At 75.5% G+C, this 25,565-nt stretch carries 25 protein-coding genes and 1 pseudogene; 11 read left to right on the top strand and 15 right to left on the bottom strand.

Annotated elements, in window-relative coordinates; genetic code table 11:
- Window positions 1–109: 109 nt before the first annotated feature.
- Together ACSNOB_RS06775 and ACSNOB_RS06770 are read left to right on the top strand one after the other, a co-directional pair.
- Window positions 110–934, top strand: coding sequence for an SDR family NAD(P)-dependent oxidoreductase (locus ACSNOB_RS06775; RefSeq protein ID WP_436685753.1), 825 nt, complete (start codon window positions 110–112; stop codon window positions 932–934).
- A 40-nt stretch (window positions 935–974) separates the two neighbouring features.
- The gene (locus ACSNOB_RS06770; RefSeq protein WP_436685752.1) at window positions 975–1,763 is read left to right on the top strand and encodes a GNAT family N-acetyltransferase; all 789 of its coding nucleotides are present in this window, start codon (window positions 975–977) and stop codon (window positions 1,761–1,763) included.
- Window positions 1,764–1,864: 101 nt separating this feature from the next.
- On the opposite strand, the gene ACSNOB_RS06765 is transcribed toward ACSNOB_RS06770, so the two are convergent.
- The 4 genes from ACSNOB_RS06765 to ACSNOB_RS06750 form a co-directional block, all read right to left on the bottom strand.
- Entirely contained in the window at window positions 1,865–3,247 is a 1,383-nt protein-coding gene (locus tag ACSNOB_RS06765; protein ID WP_436685751.1) for a WD40 repeat domain-containing protein, read from the bottom strand.
- The gene (locus ACSNOB_RS06760) at window positions 3,244–3,768 is read right to left on the bottom strand and encodes a SigE family RNA polymerase sigma factor (protein ID WP_436685750.1); all 525 of its coding nucleotides are present in this window, start codon (window positions 3,766–3,768) and stop codon (window positions 3,244–3,246) included. Before ACSNOB_RS06760 ends, ACSNOB_RS06765 begins: the two co-directional genes overlap by 4 nt.
- A gap of 54 nt (window positions 3,769–3,822) precedes the next feature.
- A complete protein-coding gene (locus tag ACSNOB_RS06755) occupies window positions 3,823–6,024 on the bottom strand; it encodes an APC family permease (protein WP_436685749.1) in 2,202 nt (733 codons plus the stop codon).
- A gap of 99 nt (window positions 6,025–6,123) precedes the next feature.
- The gene (locus ACSNOB_RS06750) at window positions 6,124–7,086 is read right to left on the bottom strand and encodes a DMT family transporter (protein WP_436685748.1); all 963 of its coding nucleotides are present in this window, start codon (window positions 7,084–7,086) and stop codon (window positions 6,124–6,126) included.
- A gap of 106 nt (window positions 7,087–7,192) precedes the next feature.
- Between ACSNOB_RS06750 and ACSNOB_RS06745 the strand changes: the two genes are divergently transcribed.
- Window positions 7,193–7,933, top strand: coding sequence for an HAD family hydrolase (locus ACSNOB_RS06745; RefSeq protein ID WP_436685747.1), 741 nt, complete (start codon window positions 7,193–7,195; stop codon window positions 7,931–7,933).
- A 269-nt stretch (window positions 7,934–8,202) separates the two neighbouring features.
- Here ACSNOB_RS06745 and ACSNOB_RS06740 read toward each other — a convergent pair whose 3' ends face one another.
- Together ACSNOB_RS06740 and ACSNOB_RS06735 are read right to left on the bottom strand one after the other, a co-directional pair.
- Window positions 8,203–8,712, bottom strand: coding sequence for a hypothetical protein (locus ACSNOB_RS06740; RefSeq protein ID WP_436685746.1), 510 nt, complete (start codon window positions 8,710–8,712; stop codon window positions 8,203–8,205).
- A 93-nt stretch (window positions 8,713–8,805) separates the two neighbouring features.
- The gene (locus tag ACSNOB_RS06735) at window positions 8,806–9,675 is read right to left on the bottom strand and encodes a PhzF family phenazine biosynthesis protein (protein WP_436685745.1); all 870 of its coding nucleotides are present in this window, start codon (window positions 9,673–9,675) and stop codon (window positions 8,806–8,808) included.
- A 33-nt stretch (window positions 9,676–9,708) separates the two neighbouring features.
- On the opposite strand from ACSNOB_RS06735, the gene ACSNOB_RS06730 reads away from it, so the two are divergent.
- From ACSNOB_RS06730 to ACSNOB_RS06720, 3 genes are all read left to right on the top strand, one after another.
- Entirely contained in the window at window positions 9,709–10,992 is a 1,284-nt protein-coding gene (locus ACSNOB_RS06730; RefSeq protein ID WP_436685744.1) for a magnesium transporter MgtE N-terminal domain-containing protein, read from the top strand.
- Window positions 10,985–11,602, top strand: a complete 618-nt coding sequence (locus tag ACSNOB_RS06725; protein ID WP_393102319.1) for a DUF1003 domain-containing protein — start codon at window positions 10,985–10,987, stop codon at window positions 11,600–11,602. Before ACSNOB_RS06730 ends, ACSNOB_RS06725 begins: the two co-directional genes overlap by 8 nt.
- A 156-nt stretch (window positions 11,603–11,758) precedes the next feature.
- Complete coding sequence (locus tag ACSNOB_RS06720; RefSeq protein ID WP_436685743.1) at window positions 11,759–12,907, top strand: Mrp/NBP35 family ATP-binding protein; 1,149 nt, start codon at window positions 11,759–11,761, stop codon at window positions 12,905–12,907.
- A gap of 167 nt (window positions 12,908–13,074) precedes the next feature.
- On the opposite strand, the gene ACSNOB_RS06715 is transcribed toward ACSNOB_RS06720, so the two are convergent.
- Together ACSNOB_RS06715 and ACSNOB_RS06710 are read right to left on the bottom strand one after the other, a co-directional pair.
- Complete coding sequence (locus ACSNOB_RS06715; RefSeq protein ID WP_393102317.1) at window positions 13,075–13,497, bottom strand: preprotein translocase subunit TatB; 423 nt, start codon at window positions 13,495–13,497, stop codon at window positions 13,075–13,077.
- Window positions 13,498–13,572: 75 nt separating this feature from the next.
- Window positions 13,573–14,895: a S1C family serine protease gene (locus tag ACSNOB_RS06710; RefSeq protein WP_436685742.1), complete on the bottom strand. Its 1,323-nt coding sequence runs from the start codon at window positions 14,893–14,895 to the stop codon at window positions 13,573–13,575.
- Window positions 14,896–15,194: 299 nt separating this feature from the next.
- On the opposite strand from ACSNOB_RS06710, the gene ACSNOB_RS06705 reads away from it, so the two are divergent.
- Window positions 15,195–15,782, top strand: coding sequence for an O-methyltransferase (locus ACSNOB_RS06705; RefSeq protein WP_393102911.1), 588 nt, complete (start codon window positions 15,195–15,197; stop codon window positions 15,780–15,782).
- 39 nt (window positions 15,783–15,821) lie between these two features.
- Here the strand turns inward: ACSNOB_RS06705 and ACSNOB_RS06700 are convergent, their stop codons facing one another.
- Entirely contained in the window at window positions 15,822–17,294 is a 1,473-nt protein-coding gene (locus ACSNOB_RS06700; protein ID WP_436685741.1) for a leucyl aminopeptidase family protein, read from the bottom strand.
- A gap of 127 nt (window positions 17,295–17,421) precedes the next feature.
- Complete coding sequence (locus ACSNOB_RS06695; RefSeq protein WP_007455245.1) at window positions 17,422–17,589, bottom strand: DUF3117 domain-containing protein; 168 nt, start codon at window positions 17,587–17,589, stop codon at window positions 17,422–17,424.
- Window positions 17,590–17,779: 190 nt separating this feature from the next.
- Between ACSNOB_RS06695 and ACSNOB_RS06690 the strand changes: the two genes are divergently transcribed.
- Window positions 17,780–18,598, top strand: a complete 819-nt coding sequence (locus tag ACSNOB_RS06690; RefSeq protein ID WP_436685740.1) for a PaaX family transcriptional regulator — start codon at window positions 17,780–17,782, stop codon at window positions 18,596–18,598.
- Between the two features lie 3 nt (window positions 18,599–18,601).
- Window positions 18,602–19,393, top strand: coding sequence for an enoyl-CoA hydratase/isomerase family protein (locus ACSNOB_RS06685; protein ID WP_436685739.1), 792 nt, complete (start codon window positions 18,602–18,604; stop codon window positions 19,391–19,393).
- 270 nt (window positions 19,394–19,663) lie between these two features.
- On the opposite strand, the gene ACSNOB_RS06680 is transcribed toward ACSNOB_RS06685, so the two are convergent.
- The 4 genes and pseudogenes from ACSNOB_RS06680 to ACSNOB_RS06665 form a co-directional block, all read right to left on the bottom strand.
- The gene (locus ACSNOB_RS06680; RefSeq protein WP_436685738.1) at window positions 19,664–20,290 is read right to left on the bottom strand and encodes a hypothetical protein; all 627 of its coding nucleotides are present in this window, start codon (window positions 20,288–20,290) and stop codon (window positions 19,664–19,666) included.
- Window positions 20,291–20,303: 13 nt separating this feature from the next.
- On the bottom strand, window positions 20,304–20,885 hold the full coding sequence (locus ACSNOB_RS06675; protein ID WP_436685737.1) for a DNA-3-methyladenine glycosylase I: 582 nt from the start codon (window positions 20,883–20,885) through the stop codon (window positions 20,304–20,306).
- Between the two features lie 167 nt (window positions 20,886–21,052).
- The gene (locus ACSNOB_RS06670; protein ID WP_436685736.1) at window positions 21,053–21,550 is read right to left on the bottom strand and encodes an SRPBCC family protein; all 498 of its coding nucleotides are present in this window, start codon (window positions 21,548–21,550) and stop codon (window positions 21,053–21,055) included.
- 182 nt (window positions 21,551–21,732) lie between these two features.
- A pseudogene (locus tag ACSNOB_RS06665) lies at window positions 21,733–22,383 on the bottom strand (DivIVA domain-containing protein); the annotation flags it as partial.
- Window positions 22,384–22,556: 173 nt separating this feature from the next.
- Between ACSNOB_RS06665 and folP the strand changes: the two are divergent.
- Window positions 22,557–23,426, top strand: coding sequence for a dihydropteroate synthase (gene folP / locus ACSNOB_RS06660; RefSeq protein ID WP_436685735.1), 870 nt, complete (start codon window positions 22,557–22,559; stop codon window positions 23,424–23,426).
- Window positions 23,427–23,463: 37 nt separating this feature from the next.
- Here folP and ndhC read toward each other — a convergent pair whose 3' ends face one another.
- Complete coding sequence (gene ndhC / locus ACSNOB_RS06655) at window positions 23,464–23,841, bottom strand: NADH-quinone oxidoreductase subunit A (RefSeq protein WP_393102307.1); 378 nt, start codon at window positions 23,839–23,841, stop codon at window positions 23,464–23,466.
- A gap of 124 nt (window positions 23,842–23,965) precedes the next feature.
- Here ndhC and ACSNOB_RS06650 point away from each other — a divergent pair, with 124 nt between their 5' ends.
- Complete coding sequence (locus ACSNOB_RS06650) at window positions 23,966–25,378, top strand: hypothetical protein (RefSeq protein ID WP_436685734.1); 1,413 nt, start codon at window positions 23,966–23,968, stop codon at window positions 25,376–25,378.
- Window positions 25,379–25,565 lie beyond the last annotated feature (187 nt).

Here is a 25,565-nt window from a genome sequence, read left to right as displayed (position 1 = left end):
CGTGCGGCGGGCACGCCGACGCCACCTGACGAAATGCGAGGACTTAACGATCCCAAAGGGCTTTGTGACGCCACGGTAACCTCGTGCCGTGACCGGGGTGAATGGACCTGTGGAAGATCTCACTGGACGTCGGCTGGTGGTGGTGACCGGGGCCAGTTCGGGCATCGGGCTGGCGGCCGCCGTCGACCTGGCGCGCCGCAACGACCAGGTGGTACTGGTCGGCCGGGACCCGGCCCGGCTCCAGGCCGCGGCGGAGCAGGTCCGGGAGGCGTCCGGCGAGCGGCCCGAACTGTTCCGGGCCGACTTCGCCGTGCTGGACGACGTCCGTCGGCTGGCCGAGAAGCTGCGGGCCGCGTACGACCGGATCGACGTGCTGGCCAACAACGCCGGCGCGATCGTCCTCCAGCCGCTCACCACGGTCGACGGCTTCGAGCTGTCGATCCAGGCCAACCACCTGGCCCCGTTCCTGCTCAGCAACCTGCTGCGGGACCGGATCGGCCGGATGGTGGTGACCGCCTCCGGCGCGCACCGCAGCGGCGCGCTCGACCCCGACGACCTGAACGCCCCGCTGCGCCGCTACCGCCCGATGCAGGCGTACGGCACCAGCAAGCAGGCGAACATCCTGTTCACCGCCGAGGCGGCCCGGCGCTGGCCGGACGTTCCGGCGTACAGCTTCCACCCCGGCGTGGTGCGCACCCGGTTCGGCAACGACAGCCGGCTGGTCGCCCTGGGCATGCGGCTGCTGCCGTTCCGCAGCCCCGAGAAGGGGGCGGAGACGTTGGTCTGGCTCGCCAACCAGGACCCGTCGCGCCTGCGCACCGGCGGCTACTACGCCGACCGGCGGCCCCGCCGGCCGCTGCGCAAGGCGGCCGACCCGCAGCTCGCCGCCCGGCTCTGGGCGGCCAGCGCCGAGGCGGTCGGCGTCCCGGGATAGCGCTGTCGCCCGCGATCGCCCCGCTGCCATACTCCGCCGCATGACGACGGGGAACGACACCACCGCGCACGACCGGCGGGACGCGACCGGTCGGCCGACGGCCGCAACGGATGCGGCCCTCGGCCCGGCCGGCGACACGCTGAGCGTGCTCGGCGCGGACCAGGAGTTGGCGGCCCGGCTCGACGCCGAGCTGACCGCCTTCAACAACTCAGCTACCGGCGCGGACGACGAGGCCGACCTCTCCGTCCGCGTCACCGACGCCGACGGCGAGCTCGTCGCCGGGCTGACCGGCTGGACGTGGGGAGACTGCGCCGGGATCAACACGGTGTGGGTCCGCGAGGACCGCCGGTCCGAGGGCTGGGGCGGCCGGCTGCTGCGCGCCGCCGAGGAGGAGGCCCGCCGACGCGGCTGCACCCAGATCTCGGTCGCCTCGTTCTCGTTCCAGGCGCCGGACTTCTACCGCCGCAACGGCTACCTGGACACCGGGCGGCGGGAGGGCATCCCCGGCGGCCACGTCGACCACCACTTCTGGAAGTCGCTGGTCACCGACCCGGCCGACGCGGTGCGCGTGGTCGCCCTCGTGGAGCTGCCCGAGGTCGAGGCCGGCCGGCGGTACGAGGACACGGTGCTGGGCCTGCTCGGGCGGCACGGCGGGCGGCTGGAGCGCCGGCTGCGCACCGGCGACGGGCACACCGAGGTGCACCTGATCCGCTTCGACACCCGCGACGGCTACGACGCCTTCCTGGCCGACCCGGAACGGGTGGCGCTGCGGGCCGCGCTGGGCGACGCCGCGCCGACCGCCCGGGTGCTGGAGGTCCACGAGGCCTGACGGCGCGGTGGTCGTCCGAGCCGCAGGCGGCGCGCGGGGCCGGACGCGCCTCATCGACCGGCCGCGCACGCCGCCTCACCCCGCCCGAGGCGGACGCCGCCTCACCCGCCCGGCGCGGACGCCACCTCACCCGCCGGCCGCGCACGCCGCCTCCTCCGTCGGGAGCGCACCAGCCCGATCCCGGCCCCGACCAGCAGGGTCACGCCGGCCAGCCCGAGGGCGACCAGCCAGGACGGCGGGGGGCCGAAGTCGGGCTCGCCGGCCTTCCGGACCGCGCCGTCGACCGCGAGGTCGGCGGCGACCGAGAGCTCGGTGACGCCGTCCGGGGTGCGCCACAGCACCTCGGGTGCGGCGGCGCCCCGACGCAGCAGCACCACCTGGACGGCCGCCGTGCCCGGCTCGTGGTAGGGGCTGCTCGCGATGTCGTGCTCGTCCGGCCGGTTGACCGCGTCCGGCCCGGGCACGCCCACCAGCGCGACCGCCTCGTCCGCCGACCGCCAGCCGAGCACCTGCACGAAGGTGGCGGAATTCACCGCCGGGAAGGAGGCGGCGGTGAGCCGGGTCGGGACGACCAGCTGCCAGCTACGCCGGTAGGTCGGCACCGGGCCCGGACAGCGCCCGCAGGTCTTCCGCGAGACCACGGCCACCGACTGTCCGTCGGGCAGCCACGCACCCGGCCCGGCCAGCCGCCCGGGCAGCTTCAGGTAGGGCGTGGCGGTGCCGTCGGCGCCCGCGTCGGCGACCCGGGTCAGCCACACCTCGTTGCGGACCTGAATGGCGAGGGTGCCCCCGTCCGGGGTGACGGCGGCCCGCCCCGGCGGCACCCAGGCCGTCCCGACCGGGACCCGCAGCACGTCGGCCCGGCGTTCCCGGTCGTACAGACCGACGTACGGGGTGGCGTAGGTGTTCGGCGCGGTGAAGGTGTCCTCCGCCGCGTAGGCGAGCCGCCTGCCGTCGGGCGCGAAGGCCAGCGGGTGCCCGTGCACGCCGGCGCCGGTGTGCTCACCGGTGGTCAGGTCGAACAGCCGCCCACCGGCCCAGACGTGCCGGCCGTCCGGGGAGAGCAGCGCGTCGAACCCGGGCGAGGCCGGGCCGGCGTCCAAGCGACGGTAGCGGTCGGCCCCGGCGGCCACCACGGCCATCCGATCCTCGTGCCAGTCGCTGCGCACCGCCGGGCCGCCGAACAGCGCCGCCGCCGGGCCGGGTGGCGACCCGTCGACGGATGCGGTGAGCAGTCGCGGCGCGACCAGGCGGGACGGCAGGCCGGGCGCGTCGACGCGGGAAGCCGAGGGAGCCGGCAGGGCGACCGGGCGCAGCGCGTACCCGACGCTGAGGACCAGCACCAGGACGGCGAGCGCGCCGGCCGCGGCGGCCCGCCGCCCCCGGTGCCGGCGTCGGGCGGCGTCGAAGAGATCCTCCGGCACGGCGGCGGCCGGCACGCCGTCGGCCAGGCCGCGCAACGCCGTGGTGAGTCGATCGGTCATCGGTGCGTCTCCTGCGGTTTCCGGCCGACCAGATCGGCCAACTCGGGGGCGAGGGCGCGCAGCCTGCCGAGGGCGTGCCGCGTCTGGCTCTTGACCGTGCCGATCCGGCAGCCGAGCAGTTCCGCGGTCTCGGCCTCGCTGCGGTCCTCGTAGTAGCGCAGCACCAGCACGGCCCGCTGCCGGACCGTCAGCCGGTCCAGCGCCGTCCGCAGCGCCAGTCGCAGGTCGACGTCGTCGGGTGCGGCGGCCCGCTCGGGCAGCACCGCGCCCAGTCGCTCGGGCGGGCGGGCCCGCCGCCATCGCCACCAGCTCGCCGCCTGCGTGTAGAGCACCCGGCGCAGGTACGCCCCGGGATCGTCGAGCCGCTCCCAGCGCACGGCCACCCGGGCAAACGCGACCTGCACCAGATCCTCGGCGTGGTGCCGATCGCCGGTCAGCAGGTACGCGAACCGGGTCAGCCCGGCCGTCTCGGCGCGGACGAGTTCGGCGAAGCCGGCTCGGGCGCGGTCCTCAGAAGTCAACGAACAGCCCTCCTCACCCGAGCAGACGCCGGCAGGGGTCGTCGCGGAGGGAACCTACTCGTCCAGGTGCACCGGGAGGCTGGTGACCACCACCCCGGGCAGCCGGCGCAACGCCGCGCGCAGCCGCTGCTCCGTGCGGCTGTGCAGCGGCCGGTGCCAGCGGCTGCGCACCACCACCTCCGGCACGATGACGGTCAGCACCAGATCGGTCCGGGAGGCGTGCAGCGCCTCCAGGTAGTGCGCGAGCGGCCCGATCACCGCCCGGTACGGGGAGACGATCGTCTCCAGCCGCAGGTGGTCGCCCCACGCCCGCCACTGCTCCCGGAACCGGTCCGCCTCCGGCTCCTCGGGGGCGATGTGCACGGCCAGCGTCGGCTGCCCGAGCGAGGCCGCGTACGCCAGCGCGCGCAGCGAGGCCCGGTTCAGCCGGGCGACCGGCACCACCACCAGGTGGCGTACCTGCTCGGGCAGTTCCTCGTCCTCGGGCGCCGCGGCCCCGGCGGCGGGCGGTCGCGCCGGCACCACCGGCGGCCCGGGGCCTGGCCCGGGCGGCGGCGGGTGCAGTGCCAGCGAGCGGTGCAGCACCCGGTAGTGCCGGTGGATCGCGCCCCCGAGCAGAACCAGCAGCGGCACGGCGACCACCACCACCCAGGCGCCCGCGGTGAACTTGGTGACCCCGGCGGTGAGCAGCACCAGCCCGGACAACGCCGCGCCGACGGCGTTGACGGCCGCCTTCCGCCCCCAGCCGGGGCCGTGCCGGCGACGCCAGTGCACCACCATCCCGGCCTGGGACAGGGTGAAGGCCAGGAACACCCCGACCGCGTAGAGCGGGATCAACGATTCCGTGTGGCCACGGAACGCCACCAGCACCGCCGCCGCGGCCACGGCCAGCGCGAACAGGCCGTCGCTGAAGGCCAGCCGGTCCCCCATGTGCAGGAAGCGGCGCGGCGCGTGACCGGCCCGGGCCATGAAGAACAGCAGCCGGGGGAAGCCGTTGAAGGCGGTGTTCGCGGCCAGCAGCAGGATCAGCGCGGTGGCCGCCTGGATCAGCCCGTACCAGGGGCCGGTCGGGAAGGTGACCCGGGCGAGCTGGGACAGCAGCGTCGCCTTGGGGGTGGGCACCAGGCCGGCCAGGTGGATCAGCCCGGTCAGGCCGACGAAGAGCAGCACCAGCATGCCCACCATCCACCCCAGCGTGGTGCGCGCGTTGCGCCACTCCGGCGGGCGGAACGCGGGCACCGCGTTGGAGACCGCCTCGATGCCGGTCATCGACACCGCGCCGGAGGAGAACGCCCGGAGCACGAGCAGCAGGCCCAGCCCTTCGGCGGCCGGCACCGGCGGCGGGTCGACGGGGGCGAATCCGCGGCCGGCCGCGCGGAACCAGCCCACCGCGAGCAACACCAGCAGCGCGACCAGGAAGGCGTACGTCGGCAGCACGAAGAGGTTGCCGGCGGTGCGGACGCCGCGCAGGTTGCCGGCCAGCAGCAGGGCGATGGTCAGCACGCCGAGCGGCACGGTCCACCCGGCCAGCTCGGGCAGCGCCGAGGTGACCGCGTGCACGCCGGCCGCCACCGACACCGCGACCGTGAGCACGTAGTCGACCATCAGGCCGGCCGCCGCGGCCAGTCCGGCCCGGGCGCCCAGGTTGTCCCCGGCCACCACGTACGAGCCGGCGCCGTGCGGGTAGGCGACGACGGTCTGCCGGTAGGAGACGCCGACCGCCACCATGAGCAGGGCCAGCCCGGCGGCCAGCGGCAGGGACAGCCCGAGCGCGTCGCCGCCGGCGAGCACCAGCACGGCGAGCATCGCCTCCGGCCCGTACGCCACCGAGCTGAGCAGGTCGGAGGAGAGCACCGGCAGGGCGACCAGCTTGCGCATCCGCTCGTAGAGCACGGCGGCGCTGCTGAGCGGCGGCCCGAACAGCGCCCGCCGCAGGCGGGTAACCGCCCGGCCGAGGCGGGTCCCGGGCAGGTTGGCCGGCTCGGTGGCGACCAGTTCGTCCGGCTCCCCCACGCGGAACATGGCGATCGGGGCGAGCCGGCCGAACCGGGTCGGGGTCGGCTGGTCGCCGTGGCGGCGCAGCGTGGGGTCCACCGGCAGGGTGTCCGCGCCCGGGGGGCGGTCCCGGCGGGCGACCTGCCACCGGTCGCCGATCCGGCGCAGCGCCCGCAGCTCGTCCGGGTCCAGGGGCGGGAACTCTGCCGACGGCGTGACGACGGTGGCGCGCTCGCCCTCGCCGCCGTTCCGCTCGGTCATCCGCCGTCCCGTCTCCCGCGTCTCTCTCCCGCACTCTCACCGACGCGGGCGCCCCCGGCGGGCGGAACGGCAGTTCTCGCCGGCGAAGGAGTGGACGGTTCAGTCGCGCAGCGGGCCCGCGTCGGCCGGGACGGCGGTGGCGACGGGCGGGACGCGGCGGGCGGCGCGGGCGCCGCCGAGCACCACCACCGCGACGCCGGCCAGCAGCAGCGCCAGGCCGGGCAGGGCGGTGGCCCGGGGCAGCTGGCCCAGCCAGGCCCAGCCGATCAGGGCCGCGCCCGGGGCCTCCAGCAGGATCAGCACGCTGACCGTGGTCGCCGAGACCCGGCGCAGCGCGTAGTTGAACATCGAGTGCCCGAGCAGTTGGGCGCCGGCCACCAGGGCGAGCACGGCGGCCCAGGTGCCGGTGTCGAAGCCGGTCAGCGGCACCCCGCCCACCAGGCAGACCACCAGCAGGAGCAGCGCGCAGACGCCGTAGCAGATGGTGGTGTACGTGGTGGTGCTGATCGTCGTGCGGGCCCGCTCGCCGAACGCGGTGTAGACCGCCGCGAACATGCCGCCGACCACCGCGAGCAGGTCGCCGGCGAAGGCCCGGCCCGAGCCGACGAAGTCCGCGCCGGTGGCGAGGCCCGCCCCGGCGACCGCCACCCCGATGCCGGCCCAGACGACGACCGGCAGCCGGCGACCCTGACCGCGGGCGATCAGCCCCTGCCAGACCGGCTGGGTGGCCCCCAGCGCCGTCGCCGCGGCGACCGAGGTGAGCTGGGCGCTCGGCATCCAGGTGGCGAAGTGGGCGGCGAGCGCGACCCCCGACAGGACGCAGTAGAGGCCGTCGCGCCGCCCGCCGCCGACCGTCAGTGACCGGAACTCGGCCCGCCGCCGGCCCAGCGAGTACGGGCCGAGCACGGCGACCGAGAGCGTGTTGCGCCAGAACGCGACGGCCAGGGCGGGCGCCGCCGCGAACGCCACCAGGGGGGCGGACGACGAGACGGCCACGACGGCCAGGGCGAGCGCCCCGGTGGTCACCGGGTCCAGGGGCGGGCGGTGCGGTGCGGTGGACACGGGGAGCAATCCTCACACGACGCGGGCCAGCACGGACCGTCAACGCTCGGTTACGATCATGCCTGTCCGCGCCGGCGACCCCTCAACCGCCCGGAGGCGCTCCCCCATGCCCACCTTCCAGGCGGTGCTGTTCGACTTCTTCGGCACGCTGACCCGTTCCGTCCAGCGGGGCGCGGCGCACCGGTCGACGGCCGAGCTGCTCGGTTGCTCGCCCGGCACGCTCGTCGACGTGCTCGACCGCACCTTCTACGAGCGGGCCTGCGGGCGGTTCGGCAATGCCGAGGCGACCCTGCGCTGGGTCTGCGAGCAGGCCGGCGTCCACCCCTCGGACGACGCGGTCCGGTCGGCGGTGGCCTCCCGCCACCGGGCCGTACGCGCCGACACCCGGCTGCGGGACGAGGCGGTGCCGACGCTGGCCGCCCTGCGCCGGCGCGGCCTGCGGACCGGCGTGATCAGCGACTGCACCCACGAGCTGCCGGCGTTCCTGCCCCAGCTGCCGATCGCCCCGCTGCTCGACGTCCAGGTCTTCTCGGTGCAGGTCGGGCGCTGCAAGCCGGATCCGGCGCTCTACCAGGCGGCGTGCCGGCGGCTCGGCCTGGCGGCGCCGGACTGCCTCTACGTCGGCGACGGCGGCAGCCAGGAGCTGACCGGGGCGGAGCGGGCCGGGATGACCGCGGTGCGGCTGGCCGCGCCGGACCTGGCCGAACACATGGTGTTCAACGCCGACGCGACCTGGCGCGGGCACGTGCTGCGCTCGCTCGACGAGGTGATCGACCTGGTCGAGGGGACGGTGGCGCCCGCGGCCGAGCAGGCGGGCGCGCCGGTGCCGGCCGGCTGTGGCTTCTGACCGGCGCCCCGGCCGTGGACGGCACGCCGATCCGACCGGCGACACCTCCGACCCGGCGGCGCGACCGGCGGCCGGCCGGGCTCGGCAGCGGCAGCGGGAGCGGGAGCGGCCACCAGCCTCGGCGACGTGACCGGTCGCCAGCCTCGGCGACGTGACCGGCCACCAGCCTCGGGGACGTGACCGGTCGCCGGGCTCAGCGGCGTGACCGGCCACCAGCCTCGGGGGCGTGACCGGCCACCAGCCTCGGCGGCGTGACCGGCCGGCCGGGCTCAGCGGCGGCGGACGCGGTGCAGGCGGAACGGCTTGCGGGTGGCCCGGACCGCCGGCGTCTCGCGGGGCACCTCGGCCAGCGAGCCGGCGGGCAGGTCGGCGCCGGCGAGCGGCTCCCCGACCGGGGTCAGCCGGTTCACGGCGCAGCCCTCGGCCGCCCAGCGGGCCACCAGGTCGGCGGTCGGCCCGGGCGCGTTCAGGCGCTTCGCGGCGACCAGCGGGGCGGTGGTCTCCCAGTGCTCGGTGCCGGGCGCCAGGCGGCTCACCCGGGCCGGCCACGTGACGATCCGCCCGCCGTGGTCACCGCGGAGGGTGACCTGCGCCTCGGTGGCGTCGACCAGCCCCGGCGCGGACTGCTCGCCCGGGCCGCTGACCACGAAGAGCGCCCCCTCCAGGGGCACGCACCAGAGCGCGAGCGCCGGCCCGCCGGGCACGCTCACCCAGGCCACGGCGGCCTTCTTCATCGCCTCGTCGACCAGCGGCGTGCTGGTCCGGTCCGCGTCGGTCACCCCGGCATCCTCCCGCACCCGCCCCGGTCCCGTCAGCCTCACCCGGTCCGCCGGGTCGGCGCCGGCCACGGCGCCACCGGCCGGCCACGGAGGTCAGCCGACGAAGGGGGGGACCATGATCTCGCCCCGGGCCACCGGCATCACGTGGCCCGCCACGGTGGCGCCCACCGCCTGGCCACCGGCGGCGGTCACCGTGCAGGCCAGCACGGACGGGCGGTTGATCTCGATGCCCTGGTGGACGGTGTACTCCGCGCGCCCGTCGGCGGGCAGCAGGCCGCTGGCGACCAGCCACACCCCGAGCCCCAGGGCGGCCGAGCCGGTGGCCGGGTCCTCCGGCACACCGAGGCCGGGAACGAAGACCCGGGCGTGCGCGGTTTGCGCGGCGGCGTCCCAGGAGAAGACGCTGACGTGCTCCACGCCGTACCGCTGTGCCGCCGCCGCGTTGACCCGGGCGCGGGCCACGGCGTCCGGACGGACCGGGAGGTACGGGAACTCCAGCCCGCAGCCGGCCACCCGGGGTGCCGGACCGACGTGGTCGTCCGCGTTCAGCCCGGCCATCTCCAGCAGCGGCTCCGGGTCCAGCTCGGGGCCGAGGGTGGGGACGCCGCCGGTCAGCGTCGCCCCGGTCGCGGTCACCTCGATCGGAAGCACCCCGGCGCCGCACTCCTGGGTGACCTGCCCCGCGCCGAACAGGCCCCGGCGGCTGGCGGTCACCGCCGCGCCGACGCTGGGATGCCCCGCGAAGGGCAGCTCCTCGGCGGGGGTGAAGATGCGGGCCCGGTAGGTGGCGCCGACCTGGGTGGGCGGGAGCACAAACACCGTCTCGGAGAGGTTGAACTCACACGCGAGCGCCTGCATCTGCTCGGTGGCCAGCGCTTCGGCGCCGAACACCACGGCCAGCGGGTTGCCGGCGAACGGGCGGTCGGTGAAGACGTCCACGATCTCGTAGGCCAAGGTCGACATGTTGATAAACACTAGGCGCTTAGGCTGGTGCCCGTGACCACGCCGACCCGGATCTACATCGCCCGCCTCGCCGGGGTCGCCGTCTTCGACCCCAACGGCGACCAGGTGGGCCGGATCCGCGACGCCGTGGCCCGGCTGCGACCGACGCAACGCCCACCCGAGGTGGTCGGTCTGGTCGCCGAGATGCCGATGCGGCGGCGCATCTTCCTCTCCATCAACCGGATCACCTCCATCGACTCGGACGCGGTCGTGCTCGGCACCGGCACGCTCAACCTGCGGCGCTTCGAGAAGCGACCGAACGAGCTGCTCGTGCTCCAGGAGCTGCTCGACCGGCGGGTGCAGGTCGAGCCGGGCGGGCAGCCCGGCTCGGTCGTCGACGTGGCGATGGAGTGCAGCCGGGGCGGCGAGTGGTCGCTGACCCGGGTGGCCGTACGCGAGCAGACCGGCCGGCTGACCCGCCGCGGTCACCTGCACCAGATCGAGTGGGAGCGGGTACGCGGGCTCAGCGGCATCGCCGACACCCGGGGCACCGCCAACCTCCTCGCGGTGCTGGAGGATATGCGCCCGGCCGACCTCGCCAACGCCCTCCAGGACCTCCCCGACACCCGGCGCAACGAGGTCGCCGCCGCGCTGGACGACGAGCGCCTGGCGGACGTACTGAGCGAGCTGCCGGAGCACGACCAGGTGGAGATCCTGGCCGCGCTGGACCGGGAGCGGGCCGCCGACGTGCTGGAGGAGATGGATCCGGACGACGCGGCCGACCTGCTCAGCGAGCTGCCGCCGCCGGAGCAGGACGTGCTGCTCGACCTGATGCAGCCGGACGAGGCCGACCCGGTGCGTCAGCTGCTCAAGTACACGCCCGGCACGGCGGGCAGCGTGATGACCTCCGAGCCGGTCATCCTGCCGCCGGACGCCACCGTCGCCGAGGCGCTGGCCCGGATCCGGGAACCGCAGCTCTCGCCCGCGATCGCCGCGCAGGTCTTCGTGTCGCGGGCGCCGATGACCACGCCGACGGGCCGCTACCTCGGCATGGTGCACTTCCAGCGGCTGCTCCGCGAGCCGCCGGCGGACCTGCTCGGCGGGGTGGTGGTCAACGACATCGACCCGCTGCGGGCGACCACCCCGCTGCCGGAGATCACCCGCCGGATGGCCACGTACGACCTGGTCGCCATGCCGGTGATCGACCGCAACAACCGGCTGGTCGGCGCGGTCACGGTCGACGACGTGCTGGATCACCTGCTGCCCCGCGACTGGCGGGACCGGGACGCCGGCGCGAGCCCGACCCCCTCCGAGCCGGTGGGCGGCGCGGATGGCTGACCAGCGACGGGCGCAGCGGCTCGACCAGCCGCGCGAGCCCAGGGGCGTCAAGCTGCCCCGGTTCGACCCGGAGGCCTTCGGCCGGTGGTCCGAGGGCATCGCCCGGGGGATGGGGACCGCGAACTTCATCGTCTACATGACGATCGTGATCGCGCTGTGGTTCGGCTGGAACACCCTGGCCCCGGCGCACCTGCGCTTCGACCCGTACACCTTCACGTTCCTGACCCTGATGCTGTCCCTGCAGGCCAGCTACGCGGCCCCGTTGATCCTGCTGGCGCAGAACCGCCAGGCCGACCGGGACCGGGTGTCGCTGGAGGAGGACCGCCGGCGGGCGACCATGCAGAAGGCCGACACGGAGTACCTGGCCCGCGAGATCGCCGCGCTGCGCAACGCGATGGGTGAGGTGGCGACCCGGGACTTCCTCCGCTCCGAGCTGGCCCGGCTGGCCGAGGAGCTGGACGAGGCGAGCCACCGCCGGCAGCGGCTGGAGCGCCGCCAACAGGAGCGGGCCGCACAGCGCGAGTTCGGCGGGGAGGGGCTGGACGAACCCCGCGACGACCTGGACGGCGACTGGGCCCGGGACGGCCGGCCGGAGGGCCGGGACGCGTGAAACGCCGCTTGCCCCAAGGGGCCGGGCGAGCGGCGTTCGCCTCGATCGTCCCACTTCGCGCCGTACGCCGTCCACCCCCAACCGCGGTCATCGATTCGCTCACACCGGGCCGCGCTGGCGGCGGTGCGGGGTCGCCGCCGACGTAGCATTGCGGGCATGTCAGCACCCGTCAGCACCGTCTCCGACGCGATCCAGGCCGCGCTGGCCACCGTCAACGACCCGGAGATCCGCCGGCCCATCACCGAACTCGGCATGGTCCGCTCCGCCGAGGTCGGCGACGACGGCGTCGTACGGGTCGAGCTGCTGCTCACCGTCGCCGGCTGCCCGCTGAAGGACAAGCTGCGCTCGGACATCACCGCGGCGGTCGGCGCGGTGCCCGGGGTGACCGGCGTGGAGATCGAGTTCGGCGTGATGAGCCCCGAGCAGCGCCAGGAGCTCCAGGCGAAGCTGCGGGGCGGCGGCGCCTCCCAGGAGCCGGTCATCCCGTTCGCCCAGCCGGGCTCCCGCACCCGCGTGTACGCGGTCGCCAGCGGCAAGGGCGGCGTCGGCAAGTCCAGCGTGACGGTGAACCTGGCCGCGGCGCTGGCCGCCCGTGGGCTCTCCGTCGGGGTGGTCGACGCGGACATCTACGGCCACTCGGTGCCCCGGATGCTCGGCGCGGACGGCCGCCCGACCCGCGTCGAGGACATGATCATGCCGCCGCAGTCGCACGGCGTGAAGGTCATCTCGATCGGCATGTTCACCGCCGGCAACGCCGCCGTGGTGTGGCGCGGCCCCATGCTGCACCGTGCGTTGCAGCAGTTCCTCGCCGACGTCTACTGGGGCGACCTCGACGTGCTCCTGCTCGACCTGCCCCCGGGCACCGGCGACGTGGCCATCTCGCTGGCCCAGCTGCTGCCCAACTCCGAGATCCTGGTCGTCACGACGCCGCAGGCCGCCGCCGCCGAGGTGGCGGAGCGGGCCGGCGCGATCGCCCTGCAGACCCACCAGCGCGTCGTCGGCGTCATCGAGAACATGTCCTGGCTGGAGCTGCCGGACGGCTCGCGCATGGAGGTCTTCGGCTCCGGTGGCGGCCAGACGGTCGCCGAGTCGCTGACCAAGACCATCGGCGCCCAGGTGCCGCTGCTCGGGCAGATTCCGCTCGACACCCGGGTCCGCGAGGCCGGCGACGAGGGCACCCCGATCGTGCTGGCCGAGCCGGAGTCGCCGGCCGCGAAGGCGCTGGGCCGGGTCGCCGACCGGCTCGCCCTGCGGCGCGAGTCGCTGCTGGGCAAGCCGCTGGGCCTCAAGCCCGCCGGCCGCTGACCGCCTGCCGGCCGCAGCCGGCGCTGTCGCCACCCGCACGGGGGCGGCGTTCCCCCGGGAGCGCCGCCCCGTCGCCGTTTGCTGGCGGGCGGACGCCGGGCGCCGTCGTCGTGGCTGACGCGGCGGCGGGATCAGGTGGCGTCGTCGTGGCTGACGCGGCGGCGGGATCAGGTGGCGTCGTCGTAGCTGACGCGCGGGGCGGGGGCCGGGGCGCCGCCGGTGGCGGTGCCGGGCCGGGCGCCGTTCGACCGCAGGTCCGCGGCGGAGGCGACGTCCTTCAGCTCGTTGTGCACGCCGGTGACGTCCGCGCGGAGGTTGTCGTAGACGCCCTGCAGCGGCTTCCGGATCGCCTGCTCGTCCTCCTCGCTGAGCAGGTGCTTGCGGATGAACGCCTTCGGGTGCAGATCCTCCAGCTGGATGTCGGTGCCCAGCTCCCGGCTGAGGTCGGTGGTGGCGTTGCGGGCCATGTTGCGCAGGTTGCGCACCATCCGCAGGCCATCGCTGATCACCGCGGGCAACCGGTCACCGAAGATCAGCAGCGCCAGGAGCAGCAGCCCACCGATCTCCCACCAGTTCAGGTTGTCGAACACTGCGCGGGCCTCCTCTCGGCGTCAGCAGCAAGACTACGCACGTCGGACGCCGCGCGGGGAGGGGGTGACCGGCCGTTACTTCGCGTCTGCGGCCAGCGTCACGGAGGCGTTCTGCCGGCTGGAGCCCCGACGGTACTCGACGGTCACCACCGAACCGGGCGCGTACTTGCGCACCAGGGCGATCAGGTCGGTCGGCTCGGTCATCGGCCGCCCGTTGAGCTTCAGGATCACGTCGCCGGCCTTCAGCCCCGCGCCGGCCGCCGGCCCGGACGGCTCGACGGCCGCCAGGCGTACGCCGGCCCCGCCGGTGCCCGCGCCCGGCCCGCCGACCTGGGCGCCGATGACGGTGCGCCGGGCCTTGCCGGTGCCGATGATGTCCTGGGTGACCCGCTTGGCCTGGTTGATCGGGATCGCGAAGGCCAGGCCGATGTTGCCCGCCTCCTGCCCGTCCGAGACCAGCGACTTGATCGTCGAGTTGACGCCGATCACCCGGCCCGCGCCGTCGACCAGCGGGCCGCCGGAGTTGCCGTGGTTGACCGCCGCGTCGGTCTGGATCGCCGCGTAGTAGCGCGTGGGGCCGCCCGGCTCGCCGGCCTGCATCGTCCGGTCCAGCGCGCTGACGATGCCGGCGGTGACCGTGTTGGCCAGCGAGAGCGGCGAACCGATGGCCAGCACGGGGTCGCCCACGGCCAGGGCGTCGGAGTCGCCGAACTCGACCGGGCGCAGGCCGGTGCGGGAGACCTTGATCACCGCGATGTCGGACTCCGGGTCCTGCCCGACCACGGTGGCCGGGGCCGAGCTGCCGTCGTTGAAGACCACCGACGCCTTGCCGGTCGCCCCCGCCACCACGTGGTCGTTGGTGATCACGTGCCCGTCGGCGCTGGCGATGAAGCCGGACCCCTCGCTCGTGCCGCCGAGGCTGGTCACCCGGACGGTCACCACGCTGGGCAGCACCCGTTCGGCCACCCCGGCGAGCGACTCGGGCCGGCGCTGGGCCAGGCCGGGGGCCTGGGGGTCGGCGCCGAGCACTGTCCCGCCCCCGGCGCCGCCGCGGACCGCGAAGGCGTACCCGAGCGCGCCGCCGAGGCTGCCCGCGAGCAGCGCGGTGATCAGCGGGATGAGCAGCAACTGCCGCAACGTCGGCCGGCGCGGGGCGTCGGGGTCGCTGACCGGCTCCGGCTCCGTGCCGGGAACCGGCGCGGCCGGCACCACCACGGCGGCCGGCGCGGCCGGATCGCGCCACGGGTCGGCGAGCGCGTCGGACCACCAGGGCGAAGTCGGGCCGCCCGTGGCGCCCTGCGGCGCAGTCGGCGGCCCCACCGGCGGGTATCCGGGCCCCGGCGGTCGCGCCGGTGCCGGAGTTCCCCCCGGCTGGCGCCAGTCCCAGCCGTCGGTCACGTCGGTGCCTCCCAGTCCTTCCCCGGATCCCGCGCTCCACCGACCCGGCGAGGGGGTCGCCCGGTCGCGATCGACGGAATGCCGCTTCCAGGATTACACGGATGCCACGGACTCAGTCACCGGTTGCCGGCCGTGATCGTCAGGTGGCGGACGCGCGGCTGCGCCCGTTCGGCGTCGCCTCTAGGCTCACAGTGCCCACCCGCCCCCGCACCACTCGCGCCGCCCGGAGGTGTGTCATCGCCACGGTCGCCGGTTCCGGCACCTCGACGGCCCAGACCCTGCAGTTCGCCGAGTCGTACGTGACCGAGGATCTCGTGCTGCGCACCGCCCGCAGCCTGGCCCGCGAGGTCGGCCTCGACGCGGTGACGCCCGGCGCCGGCGCGGCGCTGCGGCTGCTCGCCGCCGCCGGCAGCGCCCGCGCGGTGGTGGAGATCGGCACCGGCACCGGGGTCAGCGGGGTCTGGCTGCTGCGCGGCATGCGCGCCGACGGCGTGCTCACCACCATCGACGTGGAGGTGGAGCACCAGCGGATCGCCCGCCGCATCTTCGCCGAGGCGGGCTTCGCCGCCGGGCGCACCCGGATCATCACCGGCCGGGCGTTGGACGTGCTCCCCCGGCTCGCCGACGGCGCGTACGACCTGGTCTTCGTCGACGCCGAGTCGACCGGGTTCGCCGCCTGCGTCGACGCGGCGCTGCGGCTGCTGCGCCCGGGTGGCGTGCTGGCGCTCAACGGCATGCTGGCCGACGGCCGGATCGGCGATCCCGCCGCCCGGGACGTCGAGACGGTCACCATCCGGGAGACCGTCAAGGCGATCCGGGAGTCGGAACACTGGATCCCGGCGCTGCTGCCGGTCGGCCACGGGCTGCTCGCCGCCGTCAAGTGCTGACCCGCCGCCGGCCCGCCGGGGGCCGGCGGCGTCCGCCGGTCAGGCCAGCGTGCCCAGCCAGCGCAGCAGCGAGCGTACGCCCCAGCCGGTCGCGCCCTTGGTCAGCTCGGCGTCGTCGCCCTCGGCCCACGACGGCGCGGACATGTCCACGTGCAGCCACCGGTCGCGCAGCTCGCCGGTGAACTCGCGCAGGAACAGGGCGGCCATCACCGAGCCCGCGCCCCGGTCCGGGGAGCTGTGCAGGTCGGCCAGTTCGCTGCCGAGGTGCTCGGTGTAGTCGGCGGGCAGCGGCATCCGCCAGGCGGCCTCGCCGGCGGCGCCGATCGCGGCCAGCACGTCGGCGGCGAGCCCGTCGTTCTCGCTGTAGAGCGCGCCCGTCCGCTTGCCCAGCGCGACCGCGTTCGCGCCGGTCAGCGTGGCGAGGTCGATCAGCAGGTCGGGCTTGAGCTCGGCGACGGCGTAGGCGAGCGCGTCGGCGAGGACCAGCCGCCCCTCGGCGTCGGAGTTGGTGGTCTCGCTGGTCGTACCGCCGTAGTGGCGGATGACGTCGCCGGGGCGGAACGCCGAGCCGCTGAGCATGTTCTCCGCCAGCGGCGCCAGCGTCGTGACCCGGACGGGCAGCCGCAGCGCCGCCGCGCCGAGGGTGGCCGCGACCACCGCCGCCGCGCCGGCCATGTCCTTGCGCATCAGCTTCATCGCCGGCACCGGCTTGATCGAGATGCCGCCGGTGTCGAAGGTGATCCCCTTGCCGACCAGCACCACGTGGGTACGCGCGCCGGCCGGCCGCCAGTCCAGCTCGACCAGACGCGGGCCGCTGGCCGAGCCGGCGCCGACCGCGAGAATCCCGCCGAAGCCCTCCGCCGCCAACTCCTCCGGGCCGCGTACCCGCAGGTGCAGGTCCGGCACGTCGACGTCGGCCGCCGCGACGGCCACCTGGCCGGCGAACCACTCGGGGTTCTTGATCGAGGAAGGGGTGTTGGTGAGGTCACGGGCGAGCCGGGTCATCCGGGCGGTCGTGCGGGCGGCCTCGACGGCCGTCGCGTACGCGTCGGGGTCGGCCACCACGACGTCGACCCCGGCCAGCGCGGGAGCACTGCCGGAGTCGGTCAGCCGGAACCGGTACGACGCCAGCAGCAGCCCCTCGACCAGTCCGCGTACCGCCGCCGGGGTGGCCCCGGCCGGCATGGCCAGGGTGACGCGCGTCTCATCGCGGGCGGCCCGGGCCAGCGCCGCGCCCGCCGTCCGCCAGCCCGCCTCGTCGCCCGCACCGATCCCGAGCAGCAACAGCCGGCCGGGGTCACGCCCGGGCCGGAGCTGCGCGTGGAGCTCGCCCGACCGGCCGGTCGAGCGCGCGGCCGGGACCAGGGCGGCGGCCTCCTCGGCCACGCCGTCGGGCAACGCGACGTCGGTCGTGGCCGGCCGGGCCGGGGCGTCGTCGGTCGGACCCGGCCGGACGGGCAGCACGAGGGTGTCGGGCCGTTCCGGCTCGACGAGCAGACGGATGGCGAGCACGCGGAGCCGTACCTCCAGAAAGCTCGCGGAGCGCGCTCCGCGGGAAATGAAGACCCTGAGCCACCGGCGGGGCCGGTGGCTCAGGGGTTGACGAAACGTCCGCGCGGGCGCGCGGACCGCTCCTCGGTCAGCCGGCGGCCGCCTTGAGCGCGTCACCGAGCGCGTTGGCCTCGTCGGGAGTCATCTCGACGACGAGCCGGCCACCGCCCTCCAGCGGGACCCGCATGACGATGCCCCGGCCCTCCTTGGTGACTTCCAGCGGACCGTCGCCCGTCCGCGGCTTCATCGCCGCCATGTTGTCTCCCCTCAGACCTACACCAGGGTCGGTGGGTTGCCCCACAGCCACTTCGTCTTGACCACCCGCAACCTACGCGGGGGTGTCGACCAACGATTTTCCCTGATGAACACCGCCGGACCCAAACCGAAGCAGCATTGATGTAACAGCATCTAGCTTATCCTGAGAAGGCCTGTCACAATGTGCGGTCATGCAGGCACGGTCGGCACTCTTCGACCTGTACGGCGACCACCTCCGGGCGCGAGGCGGCCGGGCACCCGTCGCCGCCCTGGTCAGGCTGCTGGCGCCGCTCGGGATCGCCCCGCCCGCCGTGCGTACGGCGGTTTCCCGGATGGTCCGCCAGGGGTGGCTGGACCCCTGCCGGCTCACCTCCGGCCCGGGATATTCGATCACACCGAAAGCCGCCCGCCGGCTCGACGAGGCGGCGGCCCGGATCTACCGGACCGGCCGGATCACCTGGGACGGCCGGTTCGACCTGCTGGTACTGGAGGCGCCCACCTCGCGGCGGGAACGTCAGCGTCTGGCCGCCAACCTGACCTTCCTCGGCTACGGCGCCCTGGACGAGTGCACCTGGGTGGCCACCCGCCCCGGCGAGGACGTGGACGTGCTGCTCGACGAGGCGGGCGTGCGCTACGAGCGGTTCACCGCCGCGCACACCTCCGGCACCCCCGGCGCGATGGGCGTCGTCCGCCGCGCCTGGGACCTGACCGAGATCGGCCGGGCGTACGAGCAGTTCGTCGCCGAGCAACGGCCGCTGCTGGCCGGCGTCACCGTACGCAGCCCGGACGAGGAGGCGTACGCGGCCCGGTTCCGGCTCGTGCACGCGTGGCGTACCTTCCTGTTCCGGGACCCGCAGTTGCCACCGGCGCTGCTCCCCGAGCGCTGGCCCGGCACGGCCGCGGCCAGTTTCTTCGACCGGCACGCGGCCCGACTGCGTCCGGCCGCCGACCGGTACGTCGAGCAGTGCCTCGACGCCGGCAACCGCATCGCGCGACAGAAGGGTCGTTAGAACGTGACCGAGCCGCTGCTCGTCGACCGCACCGACGCCGTCGTCACCCTGACGCTGAACCGCCCGACGGCGATGAACGCGCTCGACGTGGCGCTCAAGGAGGCGCTGCGGGACACCCTGGCCGAGCTGGAGACGGACCGCTCCTGCCGCGCGGTGGTGCTCGCCGGCGCGGGCGGGTCGTTCAGCGCCGGCCAGGACCTGCGCGAGCACGTGCGGACGCTGGAGTCCAGCGACGGCAACCCGCTGGACACCGTCCGGGCGCACTACAACCCGATCGCCGCCCGGCTGGCCAACCTGCCCAAGCCGGTGGTCGCGGCGGTGCGGGGAATGGCCGCCGGGGCGGGCGCCTCGCTGGCCTTCCTCGCCGACATCCGCATCGGCGGGCCGTCGACGAGCTTCCTGATGGCGTTCGCCAAGGTCGGGCTCGCCGCCGACACCGGCGCCTCCTGGACGCTGCCCCGGCTGGTCGGCCACGCCAAGGCGGTCGAGCTGCTGATGCTGGCCGAGCCGGTGCGCGCGGAGGAGGCCTGCCAGCTCGGGCTGCTCAACCGCGTGGTCGAGGACGACGAGCAGGTGCTGCCGACGGCGCAGGAACTGGCCGCCCGGCTGGCCGCGGGCCCGACCGTCGCGTACGGGGCGATCAAGCGGCAGCTCTCCATCGCCGACGCGGGCACCCTGGCCGACGCCCTGGCGGCCGAGGCGCAGGCACAGTCGATCTGCGGGGGCACCACCGACCACCGCGCCGCCACCATCGCCTTCGTCAACAAGCAGAAGCCGGTCTTCGAGGGCCACTGAGGGAGCCGCGTCGCCGGCCTGCCGCTGCCTGCGGCGCCCCCCGGGCGTCGCAGGCGCCTCGGCCGGCCCCGGGCGACGTCGACGCCTTCGTGCGGACCCGGCGGCGTCACCGCCTTCGTGCAGACCACGGCGGCGTCACCGCCTTCGTGCGGACCCCGGGCGTCGTCGACGCCTCACGGTCCGCCTGAACACACCGCCGACGCCGCACGGGCCGGGCGTCGCACCCTCGGGCCCGGTGGGCGTCGTCGCGGCGACGTCACCCGCGTCGGGTCAGTCGTCCTCCTCCGGATCCTGGTTGGCCTCCGCGCCGAGCACGAACGCCTGCATGGCCAACTCGTCGCCGGAGGGCGAGACGAAGGCGGGCAGCTCACGCGGCCCCAGCTCCTGCACGTACGCCCAGAACAGCCGGACCGCCTCGGCGGGTGACGCGGCCTCGATCGGCAGGTCGAGGCTGACCAGCCAGGACCGCCGCCGCGGTGGTGGACCGAGCCGGTCGGCCAACTCCCGGAACACGGTCGGGTCGAGCGCGGTCACCGGCCCGTCGAGCGCCACCGCCTCGGCCGGCACCGGCTCGTCGAAGGCCCGCCGGGTGTACGCCACCACGAGCGGCGCCTCGACCCGCTCGGACAGCGGATCGTCCGGGTCCTCCCGGTCCTGGCCGCTGGCCGCGGTGATCCGCCCCAGCGCCACCAGCCGGGGCGGCTCGTCGACCAGCACCGCCACCCGGTCGCCGGGGCGGGGCCGGTCGGCGTCGGCCAGGCCGCTCAGTTCGAGCGTGTCGTGGTGGACGAGCCGCTCTGCCTCGTAACGTGCGCTGGTCAGCAGCACGGCCCAGGCGGCGCCCGTGCCGTCGGCGGGGGCCGCCCCGTCCACCCGGTGCGCGGTGTCGGTCGTCATGGTCTCCATCCCATCACGCCGCCTCGGCCGCCACGACGTGGCAGCCCGCAAGGTGGTCGTCGACCATCCCGGTGGCCTGCATCAGCGCGTAGGCCGTGGTCGGGCCGACGAAGCGGAAGCCCCGCTTCTTGAGCGCCTTGGCCATCGCGGTCGACTCGGCGGTCAGCGCGGGCACCTGCGCGAACGACGTGGGCCGGGCGGGCCGGGGCGGCGGGGCGAAGGACCAGAGCAGCGCGGAGAGCCCTTCGGGCAGTTCCAGCGCCGCCCGGGCGTTGGCGATCGCCGCCTCGATCTTGGCCCGGTTGCGGACGATGCCGGCGTCGGCGAGCAGGCGGGTCACGTCGGCCTCGCCGTAGCCGGCCACGGCCTCGATCCGGAAGTCGTCGAAAGCCAGCCGGAACGCCGGGCGTTTGCGGAGGATGGTCAGCCAGGACAGGCCCGACTGGAACGCCTCCAGCGTGATCCGTTCGTAGAGCGCGTCGTCACCGTGCAGGGGCCGGCCCCACTCGGTGTCGTGGTAGGCGGCGTAGTCCGGAGTGCTGGTCCCCCAGCCGCAGCGCGGCAGCCCGTCGGCGCCGATCACCAGGTCAGTCACGCGTACACGCTAGGACACGGGCCCGACGGGTCCGTCGCCCCCGGGCGTCGTACGCGCCCCGGAGACAGGACCTTTGTCAGGCCGAGGTCAATGGCATCGGGGCGTCCCGGTCGAACCGACACCCCGACTGTCGGGGATGTCGAGTCGATCACGCAAATCGTCCGCGATCACGGCAGCCGCCCCTGCTCGACCAGCCGGCCGAACTTCCGCAACGCCTGGGTCAGGCTGAACTTGGACCCCGGCCAGAGCACCGGCCAGGCCACCCGGCCGGCCGGGCCGCCGGGCACGTGGAACCACTCGTGCCAGACCACCTGGGTGCGGTCCCGCGCCAGCGGCGTGCAGCGCAGCACGCCGGGGCCGCGCAGCAGCTTCCCGCAGTGCACGACGCGGACCTCGTAGGGCGCGTCCACCTGGACCACCCGCATCTCGTCGCGCAACACGGCGGGACCGAGCGCGGTGACCGCCTCGACGAGGCTGCCCTCGCCGCCGTCCCCCTCGACCACCCGGACGGTGGTGAACGGAATCCAGTCCGACTGCCGCTCCCACGCGGTCAGCGCCGCGAAGACCCGCTCCGCCGGCGCGTCGACGATCACCGTGGCGGTGACCTCGCCGGCGCCGGGCTGGGCCGCCTCGCGCAGGTTGTCGCCGCCCTCGCATCCGGTCACGCCGACTCCGACCGGAGCACAGGCCCCTGCCGCCCCGCACCGCCCGCCGGTGCCGTCTCGCCGCCGTCGCCCGCCGGTGCCGTCACGCCGCCGTCGCCCGCCGGTGCCGCCGCGCCGCCGTCGCCCGCCGGTGCCGCCGCGCCGCCGTCGCCCGCGCCGGTCAGGTCCTCGCGCCGGGGCTCGCGTGGCTCTTCCTGGGTGGACCGCTCGGCACCCGCCCGGCCGACGCGGTCCGCGGCGCCGTCGCCGCCCGCGCGGTCGGCTGGCGCGTCGCCCGCCCGGTCGGCTGGCGCGTCGCCGGGACGGGCGGCGGCGCCCGTCGGCGTCGCGTCACCCGCCGCCGACCCGGCGCCCGGGGCGGCGAACGCGGGGACCGGCTCGACGACCACGTCCCTGTCTGCGGCCGCGTCCGGCCGGTCGGCCCCGACCGGCACCGTCCCCCGGGCCTCCGACGGCGGCTCGGTGGCGGTCGCCCCGGCCGCCTGCTCCCGGGCGCGGCGCAGGGCGTCCGCGTCCGCCGTCCGCCCCTCGCGCAACGCGGCGACCTCGGCCTCCAGCACGCCGATGAGCTCGGACTTGTAGCCGATGTCGTAGGCCGCCCGGCGCATCGCCTGGTCGACCTGGTCCATCCGGTAGCCCCGCAGCGCGGTGTCGAACCGGACCTCGCCCACGTCGGCCTCGCGCAGCGGACGGGCACCCGGCAGCGGCACGGCGCGCCCGTCCGGCTCGGCCGGCACCAGGCCGGGATCCCGGCCGGTGACCAGCACCGTCACGCCGAACACCACGGCCGCGACGGTCAGCGCCACGACGAGCAGGAGCAGAACCCGATCCATGCACAGATCGTGGCATGTCGAACGGATCGGAGCGAGCCCACCACTCCACCGACCTGTCCGACGGCCACACCCCGACCTTGGCACCGGACGGGCCGGCGCGACGGCGGACCGGTTAGCGTCATGATCGGCCCGCGGCGGGGACGGGTCGACGGCGCGGACCTTCAGGAGGCGATATGGCCGGGACGCTTCGGCTCGGTGGGCGCACGTTCGGGCCGGGCGAGTTGGTGGTGATGGCGATCGTCAACCGGACGCCGGACTCGTTCTTCGACCAGGGCGCGACGTTCGCCCAGGACAGCGCGCTGCGCGCGGTGGAGCGGGCGGTCGCGGAGGGCGCCGAGATCATCGACATCGGCGGGGTCAAGGCCGGCCCGGGCGCGGAGGTCGACGTGGCCGAGGAGATCCGGCGCACGGTGGCGACCATCGCCGCCGTCCGGGCCGCCTTCCCCGACGTGGTGATCTCGATCGACACCTGGCGGGCCGAGGTCGCGACGGAGGCGGTGGCCGCCGGCGCCGACCTGCTCAACGACACCTGGTCCGGTGCCGACCCGGCCCTGGCCCGGGTGGCGGCGGAGACCGGCGCCGGGCTGGTCTGCTCGCACGCCGGGGGCCTGGCGCCACGGACCCGGCCGCACCGGGCCGCCTTCCCGGACGTGGTCGCCGACGTGGTCGCGACGGTGACCGGGCTCGCCGAGCGCGCGGTCGGCCTGGGCGTACGAACCGACGGGATCCTGATCGACCCGGCGCACGACTTCGGCAAGAACACCCGCCACTCCCTGGAGATCACCCGCCGGCTCGACGAACTCACCGACACCGGCTGGCCACTGCTGGTCGCCCTGTCGAACAAGGACTTCATCGGCGAGACGCTGGACCTGCCGGTGGCCGAGCGGCTGGAGGGGACGCTGGCGGCCACGGCCGTCTCCGCCTGGCTGGGCGCCCGGGTGTTCCGGGCGCACCAGGTCCGTCCCACCCGCCGGGTGCTCGACATGGTCGCCTCGATCCGCGGCGACCGTCCGCCCACGGCGACGCGGCGCGGCCTCGCCTGACGGGCGAGTCAGGCCGGCGAGGTCAGATCAGGTCAGGTCAGGTCCAGCGCAGGATGTTCTTGCGCCACGCGTAGAGGATGCCCAGCGCCAGCACCGCGACGAAGACCGCCATCTCCACGACCGTGACCAACCCGAACCCCGGCCGGTCGAAGACCACGGCCCACGGGAAGAGGAAGACCGACTCCACGGCGAACAGTACGTAGAGATACGCGTACACGTAGTAACGGATCTGCATCTGCGCCCAGTCCGCGCCGACGGGGTCGAGGCCGCACTCGTAGCTGGTGCGCTTGCCGAAGGGATCCGCCGGACGGGCAGGACGTAACACCCGGTTGGCCGAGAACGCAGTAACAAAAAAGAGGACGCTGGCGAGCAGCAGCAGCCCGAGCGTCGCGTACGAGCCCAGGTAACCGGTCACGGTCGCTCAGCCTACCGCCCCGCGCGGCCGGCCGAGCGTTACGGATTTGTTTCCGGGCGGGACTAGTGCCACTGAACAACAGTTGTCGAATATTGAACCCTCACTCATCGTCACCGGAGGACAGATGGCCCGCGTGGACGTACGGCCCGGCCGACGGGTGCGTGACCGGCGCACGGTGCCCCTGCTGGCGATCTCGCTCGCGGTCGGACTCACGGTCGCGGCGGTACCGGGCTGGGCGACCGCGGCCACCACCCCCGCCCGGCTCGCCACCGCCGCGACGGAGCCGGCCGGCGAGCCCGGCGAGGAGCCGCCGACGGCGGACCCGACCGACACCGTCGTCCCCACCGAGGCCCCGTCGACCGCGTCGCCGCCGCCGGAGACGACGCCGCCGGTCGCGACGACCGAACCGGCCCCGACGACCACGGCCCCGCAGGAGCCGGCGCCGACCACCACGTCCCCGACCGCCAGCACGCCGCCCCCGCCGCCGTCGGCGCCGCCGGTCCGACCGTCCGTGCCCGCTCCGGGCAGCCCGTCGCCGCCCCCGGCCGGGGTCCGCGTCACCACCGGGGACGTCACCCTGACCTCCGCGTACTGGAACGCGCCGAGCACGGTGACCACGCTGCGGGTGACCGTCACCAACACCGGGGCCGCCCGCGCCCGGATCCGGCTCGCCTACACGCTCCCGGCCGGGCTGACCGACGCCGGCACGAAGGGCTGCGCGGACGCCGGCGGCGGGGAACACCGCTGCGGGGAGTGGACGAGCGCGCCGGGCGCCCGGTTCAGCACCCTGCTCCGGGTACGCGTCAGCGGCGACGCCTGGCGGCAGATGCCGCTCAGCGGCTCCGTCCGGGTCACCGCGACCGTCCCCGGGGCGGCCCCGGCGAGCGACAACGAGGGCTTCGCCGTGCTCTTCCCGCCCGGCCCGCCGGTGCCCGGGATCAAACTGGAGGCCGGCGAGGTCGCCTTCGACATCAGCGGCGGGGCGAGCGCGCTGGACGTACGCCTGGGCAACACCGGCCGGGTCGACGCCGCCGGGCGAATCGAGGTGGTCCTGCCGGCCGGGGTGACCGTGCCCGCGCCCCCGGCTGGCTGCACCGCCGTCAGCCCGGCGCGCACCCGGTGCGACCTGGGCACCGTTCCCGCCGGCCGCACGGCCCACCTGCGGCTGCCGGTCTCCGCGACGCCCGAGGCCCAGCGGCAGGCCCCGCTGTCCGGCGCGGCGCTCGGGCAGCTCGACCCGCGCACCGGCCGGGCCCGGCAGGTGCAGATGAGCTTCCGGATCACCGCGGCCGCCGCCCTGGCCACCCCGGTGGCGTCGCCGCCCGCGCCGACCGGGTCGCAGGGCGTGCTGGCCGCCAACGTCCCGGCCCTCCGCGACGGCGGCCAGACCAGCTCGGTGCGGCGGACCGCGATCATCCTGATCACGGTCTCCGCGCTGCTGGTGGTGCTGGCCCTCGCGCTGGCGACCACCTCCCTGCGGCGGCGGATGGGCGCGCCGGTGGTCGAGCGGGCGCCGGCACCCGCGCCGACGGACTGACCCCCGGGAGGCGTCGGTCGGCCCGGTCCGGCCGGCCCCCGGTGATCTGGATTACGGCGCGCGGGTGGAAACGCCGCAAACCGGTGTGGAACCCCGCGCGATCTGATCCCACAGGGCGGCCTACGAGAAAGTTGGGACGACGATCCGACGTAGGCTCTCAGGTGAGGAACTACAGCGGACCGGGCCT

Origin of the sequence: Micromonospora sp. URMC 106, assembly GCF_051386395.1 — a bacterium.
Taxonomy (GTDB): Bacteria; Actinomycetota; Actinomycetes; order Mycobacteriales; family Micromonosporaceae; genus Micromonospora.
This window is presented reverse-complemented; position numbering and strand designations above follow the sequence as displayed.

Coding starts and splice junctions, on each gene's coding strand:
- ACSNOB_RS06770 (WP_436685752.1), top strand. CDS start 975: ATGACGACGGGGAACGACACCACCGCGCACGACCGGCGGGACGCGACC.
- ACSNOB_RS06765 (WP_436685751.1), bottom strand. CDS start 3,247: ATGACCGATCGACTCACCACGGCGTTGCGCGGCCTGGCCGACGGCGTG.
- ACSNOB_RS06755 (WP_436685749.1), bottom strand. CDS start 6,024: ATGACCGAGCGGAACGGCGGCGAGGGCGAGCGCGCCACCGTCGTCACG.
- ACSNOB_RS06745 (WP_436685747.1), top strand. CDS start 7,193: ATGCCCACCTTCCAGGCGGTGCTGTTCGACTTCTTCGGCACGCTGACC.
- ACSNOB_RS06735 (WP_436685745.1), bottom strand. CDS start 9,675: ATGTCGACCTTGGCCTACGAGATCGTGGACGTCTTCACCGACCGCCCG.
- ACSNOB_RS06725 (WP_393102319.1), top strand. CDS start 10,985: ATGGCTGACCAGCGACGGGCGCAGCGGCTCGACCAGCCGCGCGAGCCC.
- ACSNOB_RS06720 (WP_436685743.1), top strand. CDS start 11,759: ATGTCAGCACCCGTCAGCACCGTCTCCGACGCGATCCAGGCCGCGCTG.
- ACSNOB_RS06695 (WP_007455245.1), bottom strand. CDS start 17,589: ATGGCGGCGATGAAGCCGCGGACGGGCGACGGTCCGCTGGAAGTCACC.
- ACSNOB_RS06690 (WP_436685740.1), top strand. CDS start 17,780: ATGCAGGCACGGTCGGCACTCTTCGACCTGTACGGCGACCACCTCCGG.
- ACSNOB_RS06680 (WP_436685738.1), bottom strand. CDS start 20,290: ATGACGACCGACACCGCGCACCGGGTGGACGGGGCGGCCCCCGCCGAC.
- folP (WP_436685735.1), top strand. CDS start 22,557: ATGGCCGGGACGCTTCGGCTCGGTGGGCGCACGTTCGGGCCGGGCGAG.
- ACSNOB_RS06650 (WP_436685734.1), top strand. CDS start 23,966: ATGGCCCGCGTGGACGTACGGCCCGGCCGACGGGTGCGTGACCGGCGC.